This is a genomic window from Phreatobacter sp. (assembly GCF_030691135.1).
Lineage (GTDB): Bacteria > Pseudomonadota > Alphaproteobacteria > Rhizobiales > Phreatobacteraceae > Phreatobacter.
This window is the reverse complement of sequence record NZ_JAUYFA010000057.1, coordinates 1-23434: the sequence shown is the minus strand read 5'-3', so window position 1 is coordinate 23434 and position 23434 is coordinate 1. Positions and strand designations below refer to the sequence as shown.

23 protein-coding genes are annotated in these 23434 nt (G+C 66.0%); 21 read left to right on the top strand and 2 right to left on the bottom strand.

What is annotated here, in order from left to right:
• Positions 1-9: 9 nt before the first annotated feature.
• Complete coding sequence (locus Q8O26_RS09610; protein WP_305575290.1) at positions 10-861, bottom strand: fumarylacetoacetate hydrolase family protein; 852 nt, start codon at positions 859-861, stop codon at positions 10-12.
• 174 nt (positions 862-1035) lie between these two features.
• On the opposite strand from Q8O26_RS09610, the gene Q8O26_RS09605 reads away from it, so the two are divergent.
• From Q8O26_RS09605 to Q8O26_RS09545, 13 genes are all read left to right on the top strand, one after another.
• Positions 1036-1806 carry an IclR family transcriptional regulator gene (locus Q8O26_RS09605; protein ID WP_305575289.1) on the top strand — a complete coding sequence of 257 codons (771 nt, stop codon included), beginning with the start codon at positions 1036-1038 and terminating at the stop codon, positions 1804-1806.
• Positions 1807-1931: 125 nt separating this feature from the next.
• Positions 1932-3419: an NAD(P)/FAD-dependent oxidoreductase gene (locus Q8O26_RS09600; protein WP_371134511.1), complete on the top strand. Its 1488-nt coding sequence runs from the start codon at positions 1932-1934 to the stop codon at positions 3417-3419.
• Positions 3420-3430: 11 nt separating this feature from the next.
• Positions 3431-4147: a TVP38/TMEM64 family protein gene (locus Q8O26_RS09595; RefSeq protein WP_305575287.1), complete on the top strand. Its 717-nt coding sequence runs from the start codon at positions 3431-3433 to the stop codon at positions 4145-4147.
• Between the two features lie 181 nt (positions 4148-4328).
• A complete protein-coding gene (locus Q8O26_RS09590; RefSeq protein WP_305575286.1) occupies positions 4329-5024 on the top strand; it encodes a DUF547 domain-containing protein in 696 nt (231 codons plus the stop codon).
• Between the two features lie 64 nt (positions 5025-5088).
• The gene (locus Q8O26_RS09585; protein ID WP_305575285.1) at positions 5089-5637 is read left to right on the top strand and encodes a rhodanese-like domain-containing protein; all 549 of its coding nucleotides are present in this window, start codon (positions 5089-5091) and stop codon (positions 5635-5637) included.
• Positions 5634-7067, top strand: a complete 1434-nt coding sequence (locus Q8O26_RS09580) for a glycosyltransferase 87 family protein (RefSeq protein ID WP_305575284.1) — start codon at positions 5634-5636, stop codon at positions 7065-7067. Before Q8O26_RS09585 ends, Q8O26_RS09580 begins: the two co-directional genes overlap by 4 nt.
• Positions 7064-7774, top strand: coding sequence for a glycosyltransferase family 2 protein (locus tag Q8O26_RS09575; RefSeq protein WP_305575283.1), 711 nt, complete (start codon positions 7064-7066; stop codon positions 7772-7774). The genes Q8O26_RS09580 and Q8O26_RS09575 overlap by 4 nt, the downstream gene beginning before the upstream one ends.
• 164 nt (positions 7775-7938) lie before the next feature.
• On the top strand, positions 7939-9090 hold the full coding sequence (locus Q8O26_RS09570) for an ABC transporter substrate-binding protein (RefSeq protein ID WP_305575282.1): 1152 nt from the start codon (positions 7939-7941) through the stop codon (positions 9088-9090).
• Positions 9091-9190: 100 nt separating this feature from the next.
• On the top strand, positions 9191-10069 hold the full coding sequence (locus Q8O26_RS09565; protein WP_305575281.1) for a branched-chain amino acid ABC transporter permease: 879 nt from the start codon (positions 9191-9193) through the stop codon (positions 10067-10069).
• Positions 10066-11106, top strand: a complete 1041-nt coding sequence (locus Q8O26_RS09560) for a branched-chain amino acid ABC transporter permease (RefSeq protein ID WP_305575280.1) — start codon at positions 10066-10068, stop codon at positions 11104-11106. The genes Q8O26_RS09565 and Q8O26_RS09560 overlap by 4 nt, the downstream gene beginning before the upstream one ends.
• Positions 11103-11846 (top strand): ABC transporter ATP-binding protein, encoded by a 744-nt coding sequence (locus tag Q8O26_RS09555; RefSeq protein ID WP_305575279.1) that lies wholly within the window; start codon positions 11103-11105, stop codon positions 11844-11846. Before Q8O26_RS09560 ends, Q8O26_RS09555 begins: the two co-directional genes overlap by 4 nt.
• An 11-nt stretch (positions 11847-11857) precedes the next feature.
• Entirely contained in the window at positions 11858-12598 is a 741-nt protein-coding gene (locus tag Q8O26_RS09550; protein WP_305575278.1) for an ABC transporter ATP-binding protein, read from the top strand.
• Between the two features lie 37 nt (positions 12599-12635).
• Positions 12636-13466 (top strand): shikimate dehydrogenase, encoded by an 831-nt coding sequence (locus Q8O26_RS09545; protein WP_305575345.1) that lies wholly within the window; start codon positions 12636-12638, stop codon positions 13464-13466.
• A gap of 25 nt (positions 13467-13491) precedes the next feature.
• Here the strand turns inward: Q8O26_RS09545 and Q8O26_RS09540 are convergent, their stop codons facing one another.
• Entirely contained in the window at positions 13492-14373 is an 882-nt protein-coding gene (locus tag Q8O26_RS09540; RefSeq protein WP_305575277.1) for a DMT family transporter, read from the bottom strand.
• Between the two features lie 460 nt (positions 14374-14833).
• On the opposite strand from Q8O26_RS09540, the gene Q8O26_RS09535 reads away from it, so the two are divergent.
• From Q8O26_RS09535 to Q8O26_RS09500, 8 genes are all read left to right on the top strand, one after another.
• Positions 14834-15742 carry a LysR family transcriptional regulator gene (locus Q8O26_RS09535; protein WP_305575276.1) on the top strand — a complete coding sequence of 303 codons (909 nt, stop codon included), beginning with the start codon at positions 14834-14836 and terminating at the stop codon, positions 15740-15742.
• Positions 15743-15848: 106 nt separating this feature from the next.
• Positions 15849-16655, top strand: coding sequence for a carbon-nitrogen hydrolase family protein (locus Q8O26_RS09530; RefSeq protein WP_305575275.1), 807 nt, complete (start codon positions 15849-15851; stop codon positions 16653-16655).
• Positions 16656-16698: 43 nt separating this feature from the next.
• Positions 16699-17364 (top strand): RraA family protein, encoded by a 666-nt coding sequence (locus Q8O26_RS09525; RefSeq protein WP_305575274.1) that lies wholly within the window; start codon positions 16699-16701, stop codon positions 17362-17364.
• Positions 17365-17424: 60 nt separating this feature from the next.
• Positions 17425-18477, top strand: a complete 1053-nt coding sequence (locus Q8O26_RS09520; protein ID WP_305575273.1) for an extracellular solute-binding protein — start codon at positions 17425-17427, stop codon at positions 18475-18477.
• A gap of 12 nt (positions 18478-18489) precedes the next feature.
• Positions 18490-19605, top strand: coding sequence for an ABC transporter ATP-binding protein (locus Q8O26_RS09515; protein WP_305575272.1), 1116 nt, complete (start codon positions 18490-18492; stop codon positions 19603-19605).
• A 164-nt stretch (positions 19606-19769) separates the two neighbouring features.
• Complete coding sequence (locus Q8O26_RS09510; RefSeq protein WP_371134515.1) at positions 19770-20480, top strand: ABC transporter permease; 711 nt, start codon at positions 19770-19772, stop codon at positions 20478-20480.
• A 6-nt stretch (positions 20481-20486) separates the two neighbouring features.
• Positions 20487-21281, top strand: a complete 795-nt coding sequence (locus tag Q8O26_RS09505; RefSeq protein ID WP_305575270.1) for an ABC transporter permease — start codon at positions 20487-20489, stop codon at positions 21279-21281.
• A gap of 46 nt (positions 21282-21327) precedes the next feature.
• Entirely contained in the window at positions 21328-23367 is a 2040-nt protein-coding gene (locus Q8O26_RS09500; protein ID WP_305575269.1) for a hydantoinase/oxoprolinase family protein, read from the top strand.
• Positions 23368-23434: the final 67 nt, after the last annotated feature.

Here is a 23434-nt window from a genome sequence, read left to right as displayed (position 1 = left end):
GCGGCCGGGTCAGGCTTCGTCCACCACGGTGTTGGTGAGGCATCCGATGCGGGGAACCTCGACCTCGACCACATCGCCGGGCTTGAGCCAGCGCGGCGGATCGAAACGCGCGCCCGCCCCTGTCGGCGTGCCGGTGACGATGAGGTCGCCTGGCTTCAGGGTGGCGAACGTCGACAGGTAGGCAATGAGATAGTCGAAGGGAAACATGAGACGGTCGGTCGTCTCGTGCTGGCGCACCTCGCCGTTGACCCGGGTGGTCAGTTCGAAGGGGCGGTCGTCACCCGCACCGCTGCGCGTGACGATCCACGGCCCGATTGCGCCCGAGCGATCGAAATTCTTGCCCTGGGTGACGTTGAACTTGCCGTGGTGGAGCCAGTCGCGGACGCTGCCCTCGTTGCACAGCGTGTAACCGAACACATGATCCATCGCGGTCTCGCGCGGAATGTGCCGTCCGGCCCTGCCGATCACGAGGACGATCTCGCCCTCGTAATCGAGTTGCGTCGAGACCTTCGGGCGTTCCAGCGGCGCGCCATGCGCCACGAAGGACGACGGGGTGCGGCAGAACAGGCTGGGATATTTCGGCGCGGACGTGCCGTCCTTGTACTCGGCGTTGCGGTCAGCGTAGTTGACGCCGATGCACCAGATTTTCTCCGGCCGGGTCACGGGGAGCCGCCAGGTGACTGCGGCCAGCGACACGTCGCTGGGTTCGTCACGGAAGAGGTCGTCCGTCAGAGCGCCAGCGGCGATGGCATCGAGCATGTCAGGCATTCCCGGCATCCGCGCCCCGAGGTCGAGGATGCCGTCGTCGCGCACGATCCCGTAGCTGTCGCGCCCGGCGGTCCGGTAGCTCGCGAGCCTCATCGATATCTCCTGGATGTTTCCCGCGCTCCTTGACCGGAGCTTTCTGTCGATCGAACCACCCATCACGGAAAGCCAGTCCCGCACAATCGACTTGTCGCGCTGGCTGTCCACATGATGGACATCGCCTTGCGCCGCATGAGATGATCGCTGGCCACATCGGATCTCGGGGGAGACATGCCCGTCGACAGCAAGACGACCGGCGGGGCCCAGGCCGTCCGGCGGGCCGTGAATCTCCTGCGCGTCCTGTCGATGGCGCGGGAGAGTGGTTACGGATTGACGGATCTCGCGCGGCTGACGGGCCTGCCGCATCCGACCGTGCACAGGATGCTGCGCGCCCTGATGGAGGAAGGGCTCGTGGAGCAGAAGGGAGCGACGCACCGCTATGTCGTGGGGCAGGAAATTCAGTTCCTCGCCCTCGCCCGCGCCCCCCAGACGCCCTTGATGACCGCCGCGGAATCTCACCTCGGTCGCCTCGCGGATCAGCTGGGCGATACGCTCTTCCTGACCCAGCGCACCGGACCGGAGACGATCTGCGTCGCCCGACGACTGGGTGCCTACCCTGTCCAGGTCGTGCCGCTGAGGGTGGGCGACCGTCGGCCGCTCGGCGTGTCGAGCGCCGGGCTGGCGCTGCTGGCGGCGCTGCCGGTCGAGGAGGCCAGACGCATTCTCGTGCTCAACGCCCCCCAGCTCGCCGAGTACCGCCTGACCGTCGAGGCGTCGGTGGCCATGGTCCGCGACGCGCGGCGGCTCGGCTACGCCCTGCGGGATCGCGGCATCGTGCCGGGAACAAGGGCAATCTCGGTCGTGTTGCGCGACGCGTCCGGCCTCCCCTCTGCCGCGCTGACCGTCGCCGGCGTCGTCCGTCGATTGTCACATCGTCGCACGCCGGATATCGCGGAGACCCTCTGGCAAGCCGCCGCCCAGATTCAACGGTCGCTCGGCTGAACGTCCGCCAAACCGAAAGAACGCCTTAGTCTCGACGGTTCAGTTCATTACTCACGAAAGCGTGAGTCCTGTAACGCCGCCGGACAGGGCGCCGTAGAGTTGATCGAACGCACACCCTTCCGAAAGTGATATCCTTGGCCAGCCCGACACCATCCTTGCTCCCCCCCAAGCTCCCGGAGCGCAGAAACGGCGTTCTGCATGCCGATCTCTGCGTCATCGGTGCAGGCTCAGGCGGGTTGTCGGTCGCCGCAGGCGCGGTACAGATGGGTGCCTCCGTCGTCCTCATCGAAAAGGGCGCAATGGGCGGCGACTGCCTCAACACGGGCTGCGTGCCCTCCAAGGCCTTGATCGCCGCGGCCCATGCGGCGCACGCCGTCCGTGACGGCAGCCGTTTCGGCGTCCATACGGCCGCCCCCGAAATCCGTTTTGACGAGGTGCACGCCCATGTCCACGGCGTCATCGGTGCCATCGCGCCGCATGACAGCGTCGAGCGCTTCCAGGGGCTCGGCGTCCATGTGATCCAGGCCGTCGGGCGTTTCATCGATCGCGAAACGGTGGAGGCCGGAGGCGAAAAGGTCATGGCCCGGCGCTTCGTGGTCGCCAGCGGCTCGCGCGCCGCAGTCCCGCCGATTCCGGGCCTGGCCGAGTCCGGTTTCCTCACCAACGAGAGCATCTTCGAACTGACGGAACGACCGGACCACCTCATCGTCCTCGGCGGGGGACCGATCGGCATCGAGATGGCACAGGCTTTCCGCCGGCTCGGATCACAGGTCACCGTGATCGAAAAATTCGGCATCCTGTCGAGGGACGAGCCAGAGGCCGTCGATGTCGTGCGTGCCGCGCTCGTTCGGGACGGGGTGACGCTGCTCGAGCGTACCGGCGTCGGGAAGGTGTCGCGCCACGACGGGCTCGTGACCGTGACGCTCGACGGTGACGGCGAGACCGGCCGCAGCGTCAGCGGCAGCCATATCCTCGTCGCCGCCGGCCGGCGGCCCAACGTAGAAGGACTCGGCCTAGACGCGGCCGGTGTTGAAACGACGCCGAAAGGCATCACCGTCGACGCTCGCCTGCGGACGAGCAACCGCAAGGTCTTCGCCATCGGCGACGTCTCGGGCGGCCCGCAGTTCACCCACATAGCCGGCTATCACGCAGGTATCGTCATCCGCAACGCGCTGTTCGGGCTGCCGGCCAAGGTCAACTATGCCGCCTTGCCCTGGGTGACCTATACCGATCCGGAACTGGCTCATGCCGGCCTGACCGAAGCCGATGCGCGCAAGGCCGGCCACGAGGTCCAGGTGCTGACCTGGTCATTCGACGGCAATGACCGCGCCCAGGCCGAGCGCGCGACCGAAGGGCTTGCCAAGATCGTTCTCGGCCGCAAGGGCCGCATCCTCGGGGCGACCATCGTCGGCCCCCGCGCGGGCGAACTGATCGGCACATGGGGCCTCGCCATTTCGGCAGGCCTGAAGATCGGCGCCGTCGCAAGCGCCGTGATGCCCTATCCGACGCTGTCGGAGATCTCGAAACGGGCGGCCGGAAGCTATTACACGCCGAAGCTCTTCGGGCCTCTGACCCGAAGGATCGTCGGCTTCGTTCAGCGCATCCTCCCGTGACGGAGAAACCGATGTCTTCCGCAACCATTCTGAAGGACCGCAGGTTGTGGCTGGTCCTCGCAGCCCTCTGCGCCTTCGCCCTGCTCCGCTGGTCCGGTCTGACCGACGTCCTGTCGCTCGACACGCTGAAGACCCACAGGGGCACGCTCACCACCTGGGTCGGCAGCAACATCGTGCTCGCCAGCCTCGCCTATGTCACGGTCTATGTAGTTGCCGTTGCCTTCTCGTTTCCCGGGGCGGTCTTCCTGACGCTCTCGGGCGGCTTCCTGTTCGGCGCGGTGCTCGGCACGCTGCTGACGGTGACCGGCGCAACCATCGGCGCGACGCTGATCTTCATCTTCGCCAAGTCGCTCTTCGGCGAGAATGCCCTCGACCGCTTCGGCGCCCCGGCCGCGCGCCTTGCCGAGGGAATCCGGCGCAACGCCGGCTCCTATCTCCTCGTGCTGCGTCTGGTGCCGCTGTTTCCCTTCTTCCTGGTCAACCTCGTGCCCGCCTTCGTCAGCGTGCCGCTCGTCACCTATGTGCTCACCACCTTCTTCGGAATCATCCCGGGCACGGCGGTCTTCTCGCTGGCCGGCGCCGGCCTCGGTTCGGTCCTCGACCAGGGCGGCACGGTGACGGCGGGCTCGATCCTGACGCGGGAGATCATCGCGGGACTAGTCGGCCTCGCGCTCCTGTCCCTCGCCGCCATTCCCCTGCGCAAGCGTTTCGAGGCGCGCAGTGGCTGAACGCATCGACCTTCATCCGCTTCGACGCTGTCGTCTGGAGAAAACCATGATGCCTTTGGCTCCTCTGCGATCCCTCTCGCGGCGCTCGGCCCTCGGCCTTGCGGTCGCCCTCTTTGCCACCGCCGCTACGGCCCAAAGCGCTGATCCAGAGGCTGGTTATGACAGTCTCTTGAATAAATATGTGAGCGTCGACGCGGACGGGATCAACCGCGTCGACTATGCCGGATGGCGAGCCAGCGCCGCTGATATGGCGACGCTCAACGCCTATCTCGCCGAGTTGTCGGCGCGGCGGCCTTCGGCCATGCAACGCGCCGAGGCCATGGCCTACTGGGGCAACCTCTACAATGCCGTGACTCTCAAGGTCATCCTCGACCGCTATCCCGTCGCCTCGATCCGCGACATCAAGAGCGATTCCTGGCTCGATCCGAAGGCCTATACCGGGCCCTGGCGCCAGCAGCGCGTCACGGTCGAGGGCCGCAGGCTCTCCCTCGACGACATTGAACATGTGATCATGCGGCCCACCTTCAAGGATCCGCGGGTCCATTACATCGTCAATTGCGCTTCGAACGGCTGCCCCAACCTGATGAACCGGGTCTGGCGGGCGGCGACGCTGGAGGCTGATCTGGACGCGGCGGCGCGGGCCTTCGTCAACCATCCGCGCGGCGTTGCCATGCTGCCGTCAGGCGGCCTGCGGGTATCATCGATCTACAAGTGGTTCATCGAGGATTTCGGCGGCGACGATGCCGGGCTGATCGCCCACTTCCGCTCCTATGCCGAGCCGGTTCTGGCGCGCCAATTGGCGGGATCGCCGAGGATCGCCGAGGACGACTATGACTGGGCGCTCAACCGCACGGCAACGACCCGGCCGCGCAGCTGACGCGAGGACGTCTGGACACCGCATGACGGTACGCCCGAAGACCCGTAGACTCGCGATCGGTGCCGTGACCGGAGCAATCCTGCTCGCCGCAGCCGCCGCATTCCTGTGGAACACCGCACCGCATCTCGCGCCGTGGACGCTCGATCCGACCGATCCGCGGGTCTCCCTCGAGGATGTCGAGCGCGAGGTCGTCCGCCGCTATCGCGTCCCCGAGATGACCCCCGCAACCCTGGCGGCAGGACTGCCAGGCGGCTCCGTGACGCTGTTCGACGTCCGGACCGTGGAAGAATTCGAGACCGGCCACCTTCCGGGGGCCATCCGGATCGAGCCCGGCAGTACGGCCGAGGAGATCCTCAGGCTCCACCGTGACCGGATAGCTGCCGGTCCCGTCATCTTCTACTGCGCGGTCGGCGTCCGCTCCTCGGTTCTGATGATGCGGACCCTCTCGCAGATCGCGCCCCACGCACGGGCCGGTCTGTACAACCTGCGTGGCGGCGTCTTCCGCTGGACGGCGGAAGGCCGCGCGCTGGTGAGCCGGGCAGCACCAGGGCGCGCACATCCCTTCGACGAGAACTGGGGCCGCCTGCTGACCAGGACCACAGCTGCCCCATGACATCTCGGGGTATCCCATCGACGGGCACCGCCCTTGCCGCGCTACGCAACCCGTCGCCGGAGCGCCGCGCCACGGCGCTGGTCGCGGCACTCGGTCTGGCTGTCGCGACCCAGGTCGCGCTGGCCTGGACATTCGGGCATACGGCGGTCGCCACGCGTGACGCGTGGTGGGCCGCGACCCTCCTCGCCCTGCTGCTGGCGCTGTCGACCGCGGGGGTCACCTTTGCGGTCTGGGCGGGGCGCAACCTTGCCGTGGATTGGCGCCTGGTGGTCGCCGTCGCGGCAACCGGCATGCTCATGCGCCTGCCCTATTTCGGCGCCGGGCCCCTGCTGGAAGACGACCATTTCCGTTACCTTCTCGACGGCGCCACGGTGGCTCAGGGCGCAAGTCCCTATGCCATCTCCCCCGAACAGGTGCTTCAGGGTCTCGGCGCCCTGCCGCCGGACATGGTCGCAGCCGGCCATCAGGCCATCACCGCGATCAACTTTCCCACCTTGCGCTCGATCTACCCGGGCGGTGCTCAGGCGCTCTTCGCCCTCGCCCATCTCATCGCCCCCTGGAGCCTCGACGGCCTGCGCGTGGTGATCTTCGTGTCCGAGGCCCTGACGGCTGTCCTGATCTGGCGGCTGCTGCTCTCGTCGGGCCATAGCCCGCTTGCAACGGCGCTCTACTGGTGCAACCCGCTGCTGGCCTTCTGCCTGACGGGGCAGGCCCATATAGATGCCGCGCTGGCCGCACCGATCCTGCTGGCGCTGGTCGCCGCCCAGCGGCGCGCCGGGCTGGTTGCAGGGCTCGTGGTCGGCTTCGCGGTGGGTGTGAAGCTCTGGCCGATCCTCCTGGCGCCGCTGATCGCGCGCGCCCTCTGGCCCGACCGGAGGGCCCTGGCGCTGTTCGCGCTGGCGCTCGGAGTAACGATGCTGCTGCTTTGCGGCCCGCTGGTCTGGAGCAGCCTCTCGGCGAATGCCGGCCTGACGGCCTATGCCAGCGGCTGGAGCATCAACAACGCCCCCTTCGCCTGGGCGTCCTATCTCTTTTTTCGGGTCTTCGGGTCCGGTTGGGGTGAGGTCGTCCTTCGGGTTCTGGTGGTATCGGCCGCAGCGATCGCCAGTCTCTCGGTGGCGGTGCGCCGCCCTGCCGGACTGCAGGGCCTGATCGGCCGCGCCGCCCTGCTCGCCGCGATCCTGTTCTACCTCTCCCCGGCGCAGTTTCCCTGGTATGCGGTCTGGTTCCTGCCGCTTGCGGCGGCGAGTGGTGCCTGGCCGCTGTCGGCGGCGGCGGTTGGCCTGCCGATCTACTACCTCTTTTTTCCTCTTGCAGCCGCAGGGCTGCGCGACCTTCACGGCTATGGGCTCGCCGCCCTGCATGTCGCGCCGGTCATCATCATCGCCTTGCTGGCACGGCGGTCGGCAACATCGGGAGCCTCGGCATGAGCCTCGCAGGATCGAGGATCGGCGTCGTCATCCCGACCCGCAACGAGGCGAAGGCACTGCCGGCGGTGCTGGGCGCCATGCCCGTTTTCGTCGACACGGTCGTGATCGGTGACTACCTCTCGACGGATGGGACGCAGGACGTCGGCCGGCGGCTTGGCGCCATCGTCGTGAATGTCGAGGGCCCCGGCTACGGACGGGCATGCCTCGCCGCCATCGCGGCGCTGCCCCCCGTCGACGTTATCGTCTTCGTCGACGGCGACGCCGCCGACGATCTCTCCGCAATGACCCACCTGGTGCAGCCGATCATCGACGGCGAGGCCGATCTGGTGCTCGGATCGCGGGTTCTGGGACAGCGGGAAGCCGGGGCGCTGACGCCGCAGCAGGTCTTCGGCAACTGGCTCGCCTGCTCGTTGATGCGCCTCGTCTGGGGGCGAAGTTTCACCGATCTCGGCCCGTTCCGCGCGATCTCGCACGCCGCGCTCCAGCGTCTCGCCATGGCCGACCTCAACTACGGCTGGACGGTGGAAATGCAGATCAAGGCGGCCCGCGTGGGACTGCGGACACGGGAGATTCCCGTCGACTATCGCCGCCGCATCGGTGTTTCCAAGGTCTCCGGGACGGTGAGCGGGACGATCAAGGCCGGCACCAAGATCTTGTGGGTCATCGGCCGGGAGGCTCTCCGACCGACACGGCGGGAGCCGCTCTGAAGACCATTACACGCGCGCACCATGCGCGCGCCCCGCGCGGCCCGACGTGGTCTGTTGCTTTCGCATCGACATGGTCATTGCTTCGTCCGGCGCGCCCTTGCTAGATCAGCGCAACCGGACCGCCCCACTGAAGGGCGGCGGAAGAAGTCGAGGAGGATATGCCGATGACCCGATTCACCCGCGCAGGGGTGCTCGCGCTCGCCACCACATTGGCTTTTGCCGTCGTCGGCCCGGCCACGGCCCAGGAGCGCGTCAAGCTGATCAACGTGGTCGAGCTCTCGGGCGCCGGCGCCACGGCGGGCACCCAGTGGCGCAACGGCATCGACCTCGCGGTCGCCGACATCAACGCCCGCGGCGGCATCCTCGGCCGCCAGATCGACATGGTGCACTACGACACCCAGACCAATCCCGGAAACACCCGGGCGGCCGTCCAGCGGGCCATCGATGAGGGCACCTATTCCGTCCTGGGCCCGGTCTTCTCTGGTCCGATCGGGGCCTCCATGCAGATCGCCCAGCGGGCCGAGATCGCCCAGATCGTCGGCGGTGAGGCTGCCGGCCTGACCCGACAGGGCAACCAGTTCCTGTTCCGCACCTCGCTCAGTCAGGCCGCGGCCATGCCCAAGCTCGCCACCTATCTGAAGGAGACGGTGAAGGCGAACCGCATTGCAATCGTTTGGGTGAACAACGACTTCGGCAAGGGTGGCCGCGACGCCATGCTCCCCGAACTGCAGCAGCGGGGCATTCAGGTGGCGCTCGACGTCTCCACCGAACAGGGTCAGGCGGATTTCACGGCTGACGCCATCCGCATCCGCAACGCCAATGTCGACGCCGTCTTCGTCTATCTCAACGAGGACGAGAGCGCGCGTTTCCTGCTCGCCGCACGGCAGCAGAATGTCGGCAAGCCAATGATCGGCGAGACCACGCTGCTCGGCGCCCGCGTCATCCAGTTGGCCGGCGAAGCGGCAAACGGCGCGCGCGGCCATGTCGGCCTGTCGATCGATGCGCCGGTCCCTGCCTTCCAGGATTTCGGCCGGCGCTATCAGGCCCGCTTCGGCATCGCCTCGGATCATAACGGGCTGAAGGGCTACATGGCCGTCCACATGATCAAGTGGGCGACGGAGAGGATGGGCCGCTTCGATCGCAAAGGTGTCGCCGACACGCTGCGTGGCGCCACCATCACGCCGCAGATGGAGCCGGGCATCCTCATTACGACCCGGATCGAAGCGAACGGCGATCTGGACCGGGAAAGCTTCCTCGCCGAAGTCGAGGGCGGCCGACAGGTCATCCGGTCCACCCTGCCGATGATCCGGCCCTGAGGTAAAGACGCGCCGGCCGCAAGGCCGGCGCGTCCACCCCTGCCATCTCCCAGCGGGCCGCGACAGCGGCCACCGAACCATCGTCAGGAGGCATGCCGGCATGGCCGAACTCGTCGCTTACATCGTGGCAGGTCTCGCCACCGGCGCCATCTACGCGCTGGCGGCCATAGGCTTCACACTCGTCTGGCAGACCTCGCAGACGATCAACTTCGCGCAGGGCGAGTATGTCATGCTCCCGGCGATCCTGATCCTCGCCGGTGTGTCCTTCTTCGGCCTGCCGCTCTGGGCGGCCGCGCTCCTCGGTGGCCTCGTCTTCGTCGCCGTCTTCGGGGCGGGGTTCAAGATCGCGGTGGTCGATCCGATGATCCGCCACGGGGTCCTGCCGCTGGCGATCGCGACCATGGCGCTCGCCATCATCATGAAGGAAGGCGCCAAGGACTTCTTCTCGTCGGAAGCCCAGACCTTCCCCTCGCCCTTTCCCGCCGGAGCCGTCGACATCCTCGGCGTCTCGCTCTCCATTCAGCACATCGCCATCATCGCCGTCGCCTTCATCGCGATCGGGATGCTCCAGTGGTTCGTGTCCCGTACACGGACGGGGCGGCAGATGCAGGCGACGGCCCAGAACCCCGGCGTCGCCCTGATCCTCGGCATTCCCGTCGCACGGATGGTGATGCTGACATTCGCCATCAATGCGGCGCTCGCCGTCCTCGCCTCGGTGCTGGTCTCGCCGCTCTATCTGGCCAAGTTCTCAAACGGCGAGGTCATTGGCCTTTTCGCCTTCATCGCCGCCATTGTCGGCGGCTTCAACCAGGTCCGGGGCGCCCTTGGCGGCGGCCTGATCGTCGGCGTGGTCGACTCCCTCGCGGCGGCCTACATCTCGTCCTCCTATCGGCTGGCCGTTCCGCTCGCCCTTCTCGTCCTGATCATCCTCATCAAGCCGGAAGGTCTGTTCGGCCGCCGCGAGGAGCGCCGGATATGACGGAGGTCGTCGCGCCCTCGCCGCCTCCCTCCCCGCCGGTCGCGCGCGCGGCCAGCGGCCTGTCCCGCCGGCTCGACGGCGTGCTTCTGACGCTGATCGCCGGCGCTGTTCTGCTCTGGTTCCTGCCGGTCGGCATGGGGCGCTACGGCACCTATGTGCTGACCCTCTGGCTCGTCACCAGCATTGCCGTCATGGGCCTCAACCTGACCCTCGGAATCGCCGGCCTGAAATCGCTGGCCCAGGCCGCCTTCATGGGGATCGGCGCCTATACGACCGCGATCCTCGGCACGAAATTCGGTGTCGACTGGTATTCCTGTTTCCTTATGTCCGGTCTCCTGTCCTTCGCGCTCGGGCTGCTGCTCGGTTTTCCTGCGCTGCGGGTCAAGGCCCATTACCTCGCCTTCGTGACCCTGGCCTTCGCCACCCTGGTCTGGCTGGTGTTCCGCAACGAGCAATGGCTGACCGGCGGCACTTTCGGCATCGCCAACATCGCGCGGCCGACCCTTTTCGGGATCAGGACCGACGGCGCCCTCGCCTTTCATCGCTTCGTGGTCGTGGTCACCCTTGTGCTCGCTCTGGCACTCTGGTGGCTCATCCGCAGCCCCTGGGGCCGGGCCTTCCTCGCGCTGCGCGAAAATCCGATCCGGGCCGCGTCGCTCGGCGTCGACATCCGCGCCTATACCCTGCTGGCCTTCGCCATCGGCTCGGCCTATGGCGGGTTCGCGGGGGCGCTCTATTCTCCCCTCGTCGAGTTCATCGATCCTTCGCCCTTCGCCCTCTCGGCGTCCTTCATGCTGCTGCTCATGGTGGTGGCTGGCGGGTCGGGCTACCAGCTCGGCCCCTTCGTCGGCGCCCTCGTCGCCGTAGCCCTGCCGGAATGGCTGCGCTTCACCGGCGGACTCTATCTGATCGTCTTCGGCGTCGTCGTGCTGCTGCTGCTGATTGCTTGCCCCCAGGGCATCCTCGGACTCGCCGAGCGCGGCTGGAACGCCCTGCGGGCGCGGCTTGGCGCGGGCGCGGCGGAACCTTCGCGATGAAGCCCGTCCTTCAGGTTACGGGGCTGCGCAAGAGCTTCGGAGGCGTGGTCGCCGTCGATGGCGTCTCCTTCGAGGTCCATGAAGGGGAGATCCTCGGCATCATCGGCCCGAATGGCTGCGGCAAGTCGACCCTGTTCAACTGCATCCTCGGCCAGCTCGTACCAAGTGCCGGCGACATCAGGCTCGATGGTGTCGACGTCACCGGATCGACGCCGGAGGCCATGAATCGGCGCGGTGTCTCCCGCACCTTCCAACTGCTGCAGGTCTTCCCGGAACTCTCGGTGCGGGAGAACCTGATCCTCGCCGGCCAGGAGCACCGTGGCACCATGCTCGCCCGCCTGTTCGGCCCTGGCGATGCGGGCCTGACGGCCGAGGCCGACCGGATGATCGGCTTCTTCCGCCTCGTCCATCTCGCCGATGCCAGGGCGGGCAGCCTCTCCTATGGCCAGCAGAAACTGCTCGATGCCGCCATGGCCTTCATGGCCGGTCCCCGACTGGTGCTGCTCGACGAGCCCGCCGGAGGCGTGAACCTGACCATGCTGGCCGATCTGAGGGAGCGGCTACGCGCAATGAACGCGGAACGCGGTGCGACCTTCGTCGTCATCGAGCACAATATGGACTTCGTCATGAGCCTGTGCAGCCGGGTGATCGTCATGGTCGAAGGCAAGGTGCTGATGACGGGCACCCCGGCGCAGGTGCGGTCCGACCCGGCCGTTCTCGAAGCCTATCTCGGGAACTGAGGACCGCAGCGATGACCGAGACGATCCTCGAACTCGACGACGTCGTGGGCGGCTATGGCCGCATCACCATCCTCAACGGCTGCTCTTTCAAGGTTAGGCGGGGGGCGATCACCACGGTCATCGGCCCGAACGGAGCCGGCAAATCGACGGTCTTCAAGGCGATCTTCGGGCTGATCCGGCCGAGTTCCGGGCGGATTCGCTTCTACGGCACCGACATCACCGGCTGGTCGCCGCGCCAATTGCTGGAGGCAGGCATTGTCTACGTGCCGCAGGGCCGCAACCTCTTCCCCGAACTCTCGGTCCGGCACAATCTCGAACTGGGGACGGTCGCGGCCGGCCCCGGCATCCGCGATGTCGGGGCGCGCATCGAGCGGGCCCTCGACCGCTTCCCGATCTTGCGCCAGAAGGCCGATCAGCAGGCGTCGACCCTGTCGGGTGGCCAGCAGAAACAGCTGGAGATCATGCGCGGACTGCTGCTCGATCCCCGGCTGATCCTCATCGACGAACCATCCATCGGCCTGTCGCCGCTGCTGGTTCAGGAGACCTTCGCCATCCTGACCGAACTGCGCGACCAGGGCGTCAGCATCCTGATGGTCGAGCAGAATGCCCGCTCAGCCCTGCTGATCTCCGACGAGGGCATCGTGCTCGAACTCGGTCGCGCCAGGATGCAAGGCCCGGCTGACGAGATCCTGAGAGATCCCAGGGTGGGGCAGCTCTTCCTCGGCGGCGGCCTTGCGGAGCCTGCGGCATGAGGATCGGCCCGGCGTGGCGCGCCATGGCGGTAACGCGATGAGCATCGACGGTCAAACCCGCATCATCGCCCATGTCGGTCATCCCACGACGACGTTCAGGTCGCCCTCCATCTACAATCCCTATTTCGCGCGCATCGGCCTGAACGTGGCGGTGGTGCCGATGGGGGTGCGCCGCGAGGACGGCAACGCGGCTTTGCCCGTCATCTTCCGCATGACCAATGTCATCGGCGCGCTCATCACCATGCCGCTCAAGATCGACGTCGTCGCGATGCTGGACGAGGCCAGTCCCGCCGTGACGATCGCCGGCTCCTGCAACGCCGTGCGCATCGGCCACGGCGGCCGCATCGAAGGCCACAATGTCGACGGCGAGGGTTTCGTCCGCGCTCTGGCGCGCAACGGTGTCGATCCTTCCAACGCCTCGGCACTGGTGGTAGGCGCCGGCGGCGTTGGCTCGGCCATCGCCGCCTCGCTCTCCGCAGCCGGCATTGGCAGCCTAACCCTCGTTGACACCGACACCAGCCGCGCCCAGGCCCTGGCCGCCCGCCTGCATGCCCATGCCCCGCGACTGTTGGTGGCAACCGGTCCATCCGATCCCGCGGCGTTCGACATCGTCGTCAATGCGACGCCGCTGGGCATGAACCCCGACGATCCCCTGCCCTTCGACCCGGACCGCCTGAGCCCGGGCAGCCTCGTCGGTGAGGTGGTCCTCGCGGAAGAGATGACGCCCCTGCTGCGCGCAGCGGCGGCCCGCGGCTGCAGGGTCCAGACCGGGCTCGACATGCTGTTCGAAATGATCCCCGCCTATCTGGAATTCTTCGGCCTGCCGACGACCACGTCGGACGAGCTGCGAGCCGGTGCACGGTTGTGATCCTGTCGGCCTGGCGGAAGGCCCACTATCGCCGCGCCTCATGGCGCAACTGCTGCTCCCGCAGGAAAATGAACAGGCCCGCGCCAATGATGATGGCGGCTCCGACGAAGGTCGGGGGATCGCTGATCTCTCCGAAGACGAGATAGCCCATCAACACCCCCCAGATGATCAGCGAATACTGGTACGGGACGACGACAGATGCAGGGGCGATCTTCAGCGAAATGTTGACGCAGGAATTGCCGAGAAGCGATCCGAGCCCCAGGACGACCATCAGGGCGAGATCGATGGGTCGGAGCGGTGCCCACCCCTGATAGGCCACCAGGGCGATACCGATCACGAGGGCGGCAACGAGTTGCCAGCCCATCAGCACCCGGGCATCCGTGGCGGCGAGCTTGCGGGTCGCGATCATGAAGCAGGCATAGGCGAAACTGCCGACCAGGGCCGCGAGCGCCCCCCAGGAAAAGCTCTCCTGTCCCGGCTGGATGGCGATGACGACCCCGACGAAGCCGAGGATGACCGCGAGCCAGCGGCGCCAACCGACACGCTCTCCCAGCAACCAGGGTGACATGGCGGTCACGTAGATCGGTCCTGCGAGATAATAGGTCATCACGTCGGCCAGCGGCAGGAACTTCAGGGCCCAGAAGAACAGGGCCGATTCCAGCGCCGACAGGAAACCGCGCAGGACCTGCAGACCGATGCGGGGCTGCGTGCGGAGCGGTCCGGGACCGGCGGGGGCCAGCAGGACACCAACCACCGTGAGACCGACCACGGCGCGCGCCAGCATCAATTGACCGACCGTCGCGGTCGCCAGAAGCCACTTGCCCAGGGCGTCATTCGCCGCGAACAGGAAAAACGCCAGCAGCATCATGAAGATGCCAAGTCCGTAATTCTGTCGCTGATCGGACATGGGTTCTCATGGTCTGTCGTCGCCCAACCGGGCGCCTATCGCGGGCGCCGCAACGTCCGGCATGGCCCCGCCTCTACAGGAGTTCGCCGACAACCCCAATGGCGGGAATGGCACCGCGACATCGACGACAGCAGCTTAGGGCCTGCGGCGTGGTGACGTCTCGCGGCCACGACGCCATCCCGCATCCAGTTTGGGCCTGGACGAGGCGGGATCGTGCGTGACGGCCGGACTGGCGCCCCACGATAGACATGATTAAACGCGCATATAATGTTTTTATTCATATTCTTATCGGCGCTTTCTAAATCGTTTTCATGCCGATCTGTCCGCCCGTACAGAATACCGTCGCCGATGCCCTGGCGAGACGACCCGGGCCGAGGTCCCGGCAGGGTCGCAGCGCCTGCGGGACGCAGTTGACGGGCTCGGATTGCAAGGCGAGCGAATGTGACGGACAGTCGGCCCCATGAACCTGCGCTTTCTCGAGACCTTCCTGATGGTCGCCCGCCTCAAGAGTTTTTCGGCCGCCGGCGAACGCATGAATACGACGCAAGCGGCCGTCTCCAGCCGCATCGCCACCCTCGAGCGCCAATTGGGCGTACGCCTGTTCGAACGCGACATGCGGTCAGTGGTCCTGACGCCTCACGGCCTGAGCGCGCTGGCACGGGCCGAGGAGATCGTCAAACTGGTGGCCGAATTCCGCACCGGGATCGGGTCACCGGCGACCCTCAGCGGAACCATCGCGATCGGTACGGTCGACACGATCGTCTACACGTGGCTTCCTCGCCTGCTCGACCAGATGAAGGCGACGTACCCCCATGTCAGCCTCGACCTGACGGTCGATACGAGCCGCAACATCGCCGAACTTGTCCGCGACGGGGGCGTCGATCTGGGGATCCTGATGGGCCCGGTCATGGATGAGACCTTGCAGAGCATCGAAGTCTGCAGCTTCGAATGCGCCTGGTTCGCATCGGCCAAGCTCGGCCTGCCTTCGCGGCTGGAACTTTCCGATGTCATTCTCCACCCCTTGTTCGCCTATTCCAAGGGATCCCAGCCGCACCAGGCCATCCTGCGCCTCCTCGAACAGCATGGTGTCCCGGCAAACCAGGCGCGCATTTACAATTCCAACTCGATCGCCACGATGATCCGGCTCCTCTGCGACAGCGGCGGCATCGCGGCCCTGCCCGCGCCCATGGTCGAGGATCATCCCGACGCTGCGCGAATTGCGCGCATCGATGTCAATGTCGTCCTGCCGCCGATGCGGTTCCATGTCGTCTATGGAGAAAGCGCAGCGAACCCCATCCCGGCCACGATCGCGCGAATGGCCCAGCGCATCGCCGCAGAATTCGACGCCCAACGATGTGCAGTTACCTGACGCTGGGGCAGCGATCGATTTTCCTTGTAGCTCAGGACAAGTTTTTCAGTGTTGCCGACCCTCTGACCCCATGGTTAGCTTCGTCACGCACCCGGGGGGATCGGCCATGAAAGTCGGCGTCGTTCAGATGAATTCGCAGGATGACAAGGCGGCCAATATCGCCGTGGCATCCAGTTTGGTGGCGAAATGCGCGGAAGATGGCGCACGGCTCATCGTTCTGCCGGAGTACTTCGCCTATCTGGGATCGAGCCCCGACAATGCGCGGGCGAGCGCCGAGACGCCGCCTCATGGAGACGCCTATGCGGCGATGAAGGCACTGGCGGCCAAGCACAAGGTGACCTTGCATGCCGGCTCCATCGTCGAGCAGGACGGCAACCAGTTCTACAACACCTCGCTGGTCTTCGGCCCAGACGGCGAAGAGAAGGCCCGCTATCGCAAGATCCATCTTTTCGATGTGGACGTCCCCGGCGGCGCCCGATATCGGGAGTCCGACATGGTCGGCCGGGGCGACAAGATCGTCACCTATGACGCGGACGATGTTACGGTGGGTTGCACGGTCTGCTACGATCTGCGCTTCGCCGAACTCTTCCGCGCCCTCCGGGACAAGGGTGCCAAGGTGATCGTGCTGCCGGCCGCCTTCACCTTGATGACCGGCAAGGACCACTGGGAAGTGCTGTTACGCGCCCGCGCCATCGAGACGCAGTGCTGGATTATCGCCTCGGCGCAGATCTTCAACCACGCCGACGGCAAGAAGGCCTGCTACGGTCATTCGATGATCATCGACCCCTGGGGTCATGTCACCGCGATGGTTCCCGATCAGGTCGGCGCGACGACGGCCGTACTCGACTTCGACCGTCAGGACTCGATCCGCACCAATCTGCCGGTCGCCCACCACCACGTGCTGCCGCTCTGAGCCCGCCACTTCCGCAACCCGCACCGATACAGGGCTGGACTTCATGTTCGTGATCAAACCGATGCCGGACCAGATTCCGGACGATCTCGTCACCTTGCTGGAGCAGGTCGAGACGGCGACGGTCGGCCACGTTCTTCATTCCGGCTTCGTCGACCGGCACATTCGGGCGGTGCTGCCGAACAAGCGTGTCGCCGGAACGGCTGTCACGATCCGCATCCCGCATGCGGACTCGGCGCTGCTGCATTGGCTTACGGCACATGTTCGCCCCGGCGACATCGTCCTCGTCGATCGCTGTGGTGACGATCGCCATGCCTGCTGGGGCGGCGTGATCACCAATTGCATGAAGATGGCGGGCGTCAAGGCCGGCGTGGTCGACGGGCCGGCAACGGATTTTTCCGAATTTACGCGTGTCGACATGCCGATGTGGTGCCGTGGACCGTCAGCGATCACCACCAAGCTCCTCGGGTCTGAGGGGGCGGTGAATGTGCCGATCAGTGTCGGCGGCCAGGTGGTCCATCCCGGCGATGCGATCCTGTGCGACGAGAGCGGGGTCATCGTGCTCGACCCCCTGCAGGCGCGGGCGGTCGCCGAAAAGGCGATCGGCATGCAGGAGAACGAACTGGTTCTGCTCGAGAGGCTGCGGAAGGGCGAAAAGCTCCCCGATATCTCCGGCGCACGAGCCATGGTCGATGCGAAGCTCGCACCCTGATTAAGCCTAACGCCACTTCACCCGGGGTCATCACCGGATCATCGCACGAGGGGACTGGACATGAAACGCAGAACATTCGTCGCCGCGACCACATCGCTGATCGTTGCCCCCTGGATCAATCGGGCATCGGCACAACAGCCGGTCACCATCAACGTCATGGCCTATACGGGCCTGTTCCAGGATCGCTACACCGCAGCGGTCGTCGAGCCTTTCATGCGGGCCAATCCGGGCATCCGGGTCAACTATTCGCCGTTGCCGAACTCGGCGGCCATGATCGGCCAGTTGCGGGCACAGCGCGCGGCGCCGCAGGTCGACGTCGTGATCCTCGACGTCACGGTGGCCAAGGTCGGCACGGACGAGGGCATTTTCTCCCGTCTTGACGCCGCGGCGATCCCGGAGATCAACGAGCTTTATCCCAATGCTCGGTTTCCGAATGTCGGCGGCGTTGCCGTGACGTTCGACAATCTCGTCATGATCTACAACACCGACGCCGTGAAGCCGCCGCCGACCTCGCTTCTCGACATGGCGACCCCGGGGATGCGCGGCCGTGTGGCGATCCCGGGACTGCCCGATATCCAGGGCATGTCGCTTGTCATGATCCTCGACAAGCTCAATGGCGGACCGGGCGTGGAAGGGCGTTTTGCCAAGGGCATCGAAGCCATGGCGCCGATCGCCCCCAACGTGCAGACCTGGGAACCGCGCCCGGATGTCTACGCGCCGATCATCAATGGCCAGGCAGCGATCGGCATCGGCTGGAATGCCCGCGCGCAGGTCAACGCCGACACATCGAACGGCAAGCTCGCAGCGCTGATCCCGAAAGAAGGGACGGTCTTCCAGATCAATGTGATCAACCAGGTTCAGGGGGCACCGCAGGCACAAGCCGCACAGCGCTTCATCTCCTATGCCCTGTCGGCACCGGCGCAGAAGGCCTTCACTGAATCCATGTTCTACGCACCCACCAATGCCAAGGCGCAGATTGCGCCGAGCGCGATCGACCGGACGGCCGTCAAATTCCTCGATCGCGTCGTGCCGGTCGACTGGATCGCTGTCGCAGGCGTGCGTGACCAGATCATGGACCAGTGGCGCCGGCGCGTGATCCCGCTCTCTCGCTGATCGCCATCCCGCATGCCCGCAGAGGATCATGTAAGTCCCGTGACGAAACAGAACGCGGACGAAACGGCGGCTACGGACCGTTTCCTGTCGCTACAGGCACTGACCAAGCGCTACGGCGACACTGCCGCCGTAGACGCCGTCGACCTCGATGTGCGGAAGGGCGAGTTTCTTGCCATGCTCGGCCCCTCGGGCTGTGGCAAGACGACGACGCTGCGGATGATCGCCGGGCTGGTTCCGACGACGGCAGGTCAGATCGTCGTCGCCGGGCGCGATCTGACCAACGTTCCCCCCTACCAACGGGACATGGGTCTGGTGTTCCAGAGCTATGCCCTGTTCCCGCATATGAGCGTCGCAGCCAACGTCGCCTTCGGACTTGAAATGCGCGGGATGGCCAAGGCCGATATCCGCGCGCGCGTAGCGGAAGCTCTGCAGCTCGTCCGGCTGACAGGTTACGAGGACCGTCGGCCGGGTCAATTGTCGGGTGGCCAGCAACAGCGTGTCGCCTTGGCAAGGGCGCTGGTCATTCGTCCGTTGATCCTCTTGCTCGACGAGCCTCTGTCGAACCTCGATGCGAAGCTGCGCGAGGAAATGCGTAATGAGATCCGGGACATCCAGCGGCGGCTCGGCACGACGGCCCTGTTCGTGACCCACGATCAGGACGAGGCCTTGACCATGGCTGACCGGGTGGTCGTCATGAACAAGGGACGGATCGAGCAGACCGGGACGCCCGAAGATCTGTACGAACGACCGCGCACCGCCTTCGTGGCGGCCTTCGTCGGACGGACCAATCGGTTCCCCGGAACCGGCGCGGGCGAGGTGGTCCATGTCGGCGGCGTCACGATGCGCTGCGCGCGTCCTGTCAGCGGTCCCGTCGAAGTGATGATCCGCCCTCACCGTATCCATCTCGATGGCGCCGGCGAAAGGCGCGCCGATGACAACCATGCGGCAGGCACCATCATCCGGACGACCTATGCCGGCAATGTCGTGCAATATGACGTTCAGGCGGGCGACGCCGTTTTCAATGTCGAGCAGTCGACGGATGCGACCGGTGCGCTCGTCAGCGTCGGCACAGCCGTGACATTGTCCTGGTCGGTCGCGAACACACTGGTGTTCGAGGCCGCTCCATGAGCGCGGCAGCAACCGCCCAGGGCCCTGCCCAAAGCCGGCGCGGCACCACGTTCACCGCGGCGACATTGCTGCTGCCGATCCTCCTGATCAATGCGATCGGCTTCATGCTGCCGGTCGCCAACCTCGCGGTCATTTCGGTCTCCGAAATCCGTTCGAGCGGCGCGATGACCGGCGGATGGTCGATCGCCAAATGGACGACGGTGGCCACGGACCCCTTCTACTGGGAGCTTCTGGCGAACACGGTCAGAACGAGCCTGATCGTCACCATCCTAACCCTGGTCGTGTCCTATCCGATCGCACTGTGCCTCCACCGGATGAACGGCGCGTGGAAGAGCATTCTGCTGGTGCTGGTGATCTCGCCTCTGCTGTTGTCCTCGGTCGTGCGCACCTACGGCTGGATCGCCATCCTCTCGGATCGCGGACTGGTGAACTCGGCCCTCGCCGCGCTGGGGGCACAAGAGCCTTTTCGGCTGATGTTCAACCTGACGGGCGTGATGATCGGTCTGACCGAAATCCTCATGCCCTACATGATCCTTGCCTTGCTGGCCGGTTTCGGCCGCCTGGATCCGCGGGTCGAAGAAGCGGCCGCCACGCTCGGCGCCCCGCCCTACCGCGTCTTCTGGCGGGTCGTGCTGCCCCTGTCGCTGCCGGGAGTCGCACTCGGCTCGCTCCTGACCTTCGTCCTGGCGATTTCCTCCTTCATCACGCCGAAGCTGCTCGGGGGTGGACGCGTTTTTCTCCTCGCAACAGAGGTTTACGATCAGGCGATCGTGACCCTCGACTGGCCGCTCGCAGCGACCTTGTCGATCATCGTGCTGGTGGTGTTCGGCCTGGCTTTGGCCGTCTACACCCGTATTCTCCGCCAGATCGGGTGAACCGCCGTGGATGAACGCCCGATATCCCGTATCCTGATCTGGCTGGCGAGCGCGTCGTTTCTGTTCCTGCTCGCGCCGGTCCTGATCGTCATTCCGCTGTCGTTCTCCGGCGACGTGTTCATGTCGTTCCCGCCGAGCAGTTGGAGCCTGCGCTGGTATGCGTCGATCGGCCAGCATCCGAAGATGATCGATGCCTTCTTTTTCAGCCTCAAACTCGCCGGTGCCGTGACGGTGGTGAACCTTCTGATCGCCGTGCCGGCGGCCTATGCACTGGTGCGGCTCGCGCCCCCCGGCGCTGCAACGCTGATGAGCGTGCTGACCGCGCCACTTCTCCTCCCGACCATCGTGCTGGCGCTGGCCATGCTCATCGTCGCGGCGCGGGCCGGCCTGCTGGCAACCCCTCAGGGCCTTTTCCTCGCCCATTTGGTGGTGACCCTGCCCTATGCCCTGAGGATCATTTCAACCGCGCTGGCAACCGTGCCGATCGCTGTCGAGGAGGCCGCCGCAACCCTGGGCGCGACGCCCCTCACGGTTTTTCGCAGGGTGACGCTGCCTCTGATCATCCCCGGCCTCGTCGCGGCCGGCGCCCTGTCGTTCCTGGTGTCGTTCGACGAGGTGGTGCTGTCGCTGTTCATGTCCGGGCCGCGCCTGTCGACCCTGCCCGTCGAAATGTATCACCACGTCGAATCGCGCGCCGATCCGCTTGTCGCGGCGATATCGGTACTGCTGGTCCTGTTCACGCTCTTCATCGTCATTGTCGTCGATCGTTCGCTCGGCCTTGCCAGAACCTTCGTGAAATAGATCCGAAAAACCACCGCCCCTGCCCTGCCCGGAATGAGTGGGTTCAATGACCACATCTGTTCGCATAGCCGTCGATATCGGCGGCACGTTCACTGACATCGAAGTCCTCGATGGGGCGACCGGTCTCGTGCATCAATTCAAGACGCCGAGCACCCCGCGCGATCCCTCGGTCGGCCTGATCGAAGGCATCCGGCAGGCCTCCCGCAAATTCGGATTCGACACGGCACATATCGAGCAGATCCTGCATGGTACGACCATCGCCACCAACGCCGTGCTCGAGCGCAAGCTGCCCGACGGCGCCGTCCTGACCACCGCGGGCTTCGAGGATGTCTTGGCGATCGGCCGTCACGGCCGCCGGGATGTCTACGCCATCACGCTGTCTCCGCCGCCGCCGCTGATCCCGAGGCGACATGCGTTCGGCGTCGTCGAACGGGTGCGGGCGGATGGCAGCGTCGAAACCGCGCTGGACGAGGCGAGCGTCCGTGCCGCGGCCGCCCGCATCAGGGAGGCGGGAGCATCCGCGGTAGCCGTCTGTTTCCTCCACGCCTACGCGAACCCGGTGCACGAACGACGGGCTGGCGCCATTCTGGCCGAGGAACTTCCCGGCATTGCGATCTCGCTGTCATCGGACATCAGCCTCGAAATCCGGGAATATGAGCGGCTGTCGACAACCGTGCTGAACGCGCTGCTGATGCCGGTCGTGTCGGTCTATGCGGCGAGACTGGAAAGCCGGTTGCGCGAGGCGGACCTGACCCGGCAGATCTATCTCGTCCAGTCCAATGGCGGCGTCAGCGGGCTGGCCAAGGCGGCGCGGGAACCGGCGCGCCTCCTCCTGTCGGGTCCAAGCGGAGGGGCTGCCGCCGCCCGGCGCCTCGCCGCCGCCTTGGACGAACCCAACCTGATCGCCGTCGACATGGGCGGCACCTCCTTCGACATTTCGGTCGTCCATCAGGGGGCTGTGGCAACCGTGAATGAGGGAGAGATCGATGGCTTGCCGGTCCGCTTGCCGATGGTCGAGATGCGCACCATCGGAGCCGGGGGTGGTTCGATCGCCTGGGTCGACAACGGCGGGCGGCTAAGGATCGGTCCTCATTCGGCAGGTGCCGTACCTGGGCCGGCCTGCTACGGGCGGGGCGGCCTTGAGCTGACCGTGACGGATGCCAACCTCATTCTCGGCCGGCTGGATGCAAAGGCCTTCATGGGAGGCGCCATGACCCTCGACCGCGACAAGGCGGTCGCGGCGGCCGCGCCCCTAGCGCGAGCACTCGGCCTGTCCATCGAGGAAATCGCGGCTGGCGTCGTTGCCGTCGTCAATTCCAACCTGTCGACAGCGATCCGGTTGTCGCTCTTCGAAAAAGGTCTCGATCCCGATGATTTCGCCCTCCTCTCCTTCGGCGGAGCGGGAGGCGTCCACGCCTGCGAAGTCGCCGATGATCTGGGCGTCAACCGGGTCATATTCCCCGAGCATGCCTCGACGCTCTCGGCCTGGGGCATCCTGTGGTCGGACATCACCCACGATCTCACGACGACCGATATCGGCCCGCTCGAAAGGGCCGGCGAGAGGCTTGCCCGCCATGCCGTCAGGATGACGGCGGAAGCCGAACGTCTGTTTGCCGAGGATGGCACGCCGAAGGCAGCACGCGAGCTGCGCTTCAGTCTCGACCTGCGCTATGCCGGCCAGGCCTTTGATCTCCCCGTACCGGTGGACGGTGCGGACTTCTCGCCGTCTGCGCTCGCCGAAATCTCGCGCCGCTTCCATGCCGTTCATCGTCAGCGTTTCTCCTATGACGAACCGCATACCGCAGTCGAAATGGTCGCGCTTCGGCTGGCTGCGATCGGCAGACTGCCGAAACCGGTCCCGTCGCCGGGCACTAATCGCCCGGCAGAGACGGCGCCGATGATGAGGCCGGTCCACGTCGACGGACGGGTTCAGGATGTCGCGGTCTTCGAGCGAGGCGGGATGGCCGACCAGGTGGCCCGCGGGCCCGCCATCGTGTCGGAAACCTACACCTCGTCATACATTCCGCCCGGCTGGAGTGCCGCAATCGCAAGCAGCGGCGCCTTGATCGCGCGGCGCCTCGCGTGATCGTTTCGGGAGAGCCTGCCATGGAAACCATCGGTCCCGTTCGCGTCGAGGTCATCCGCAATGCGCT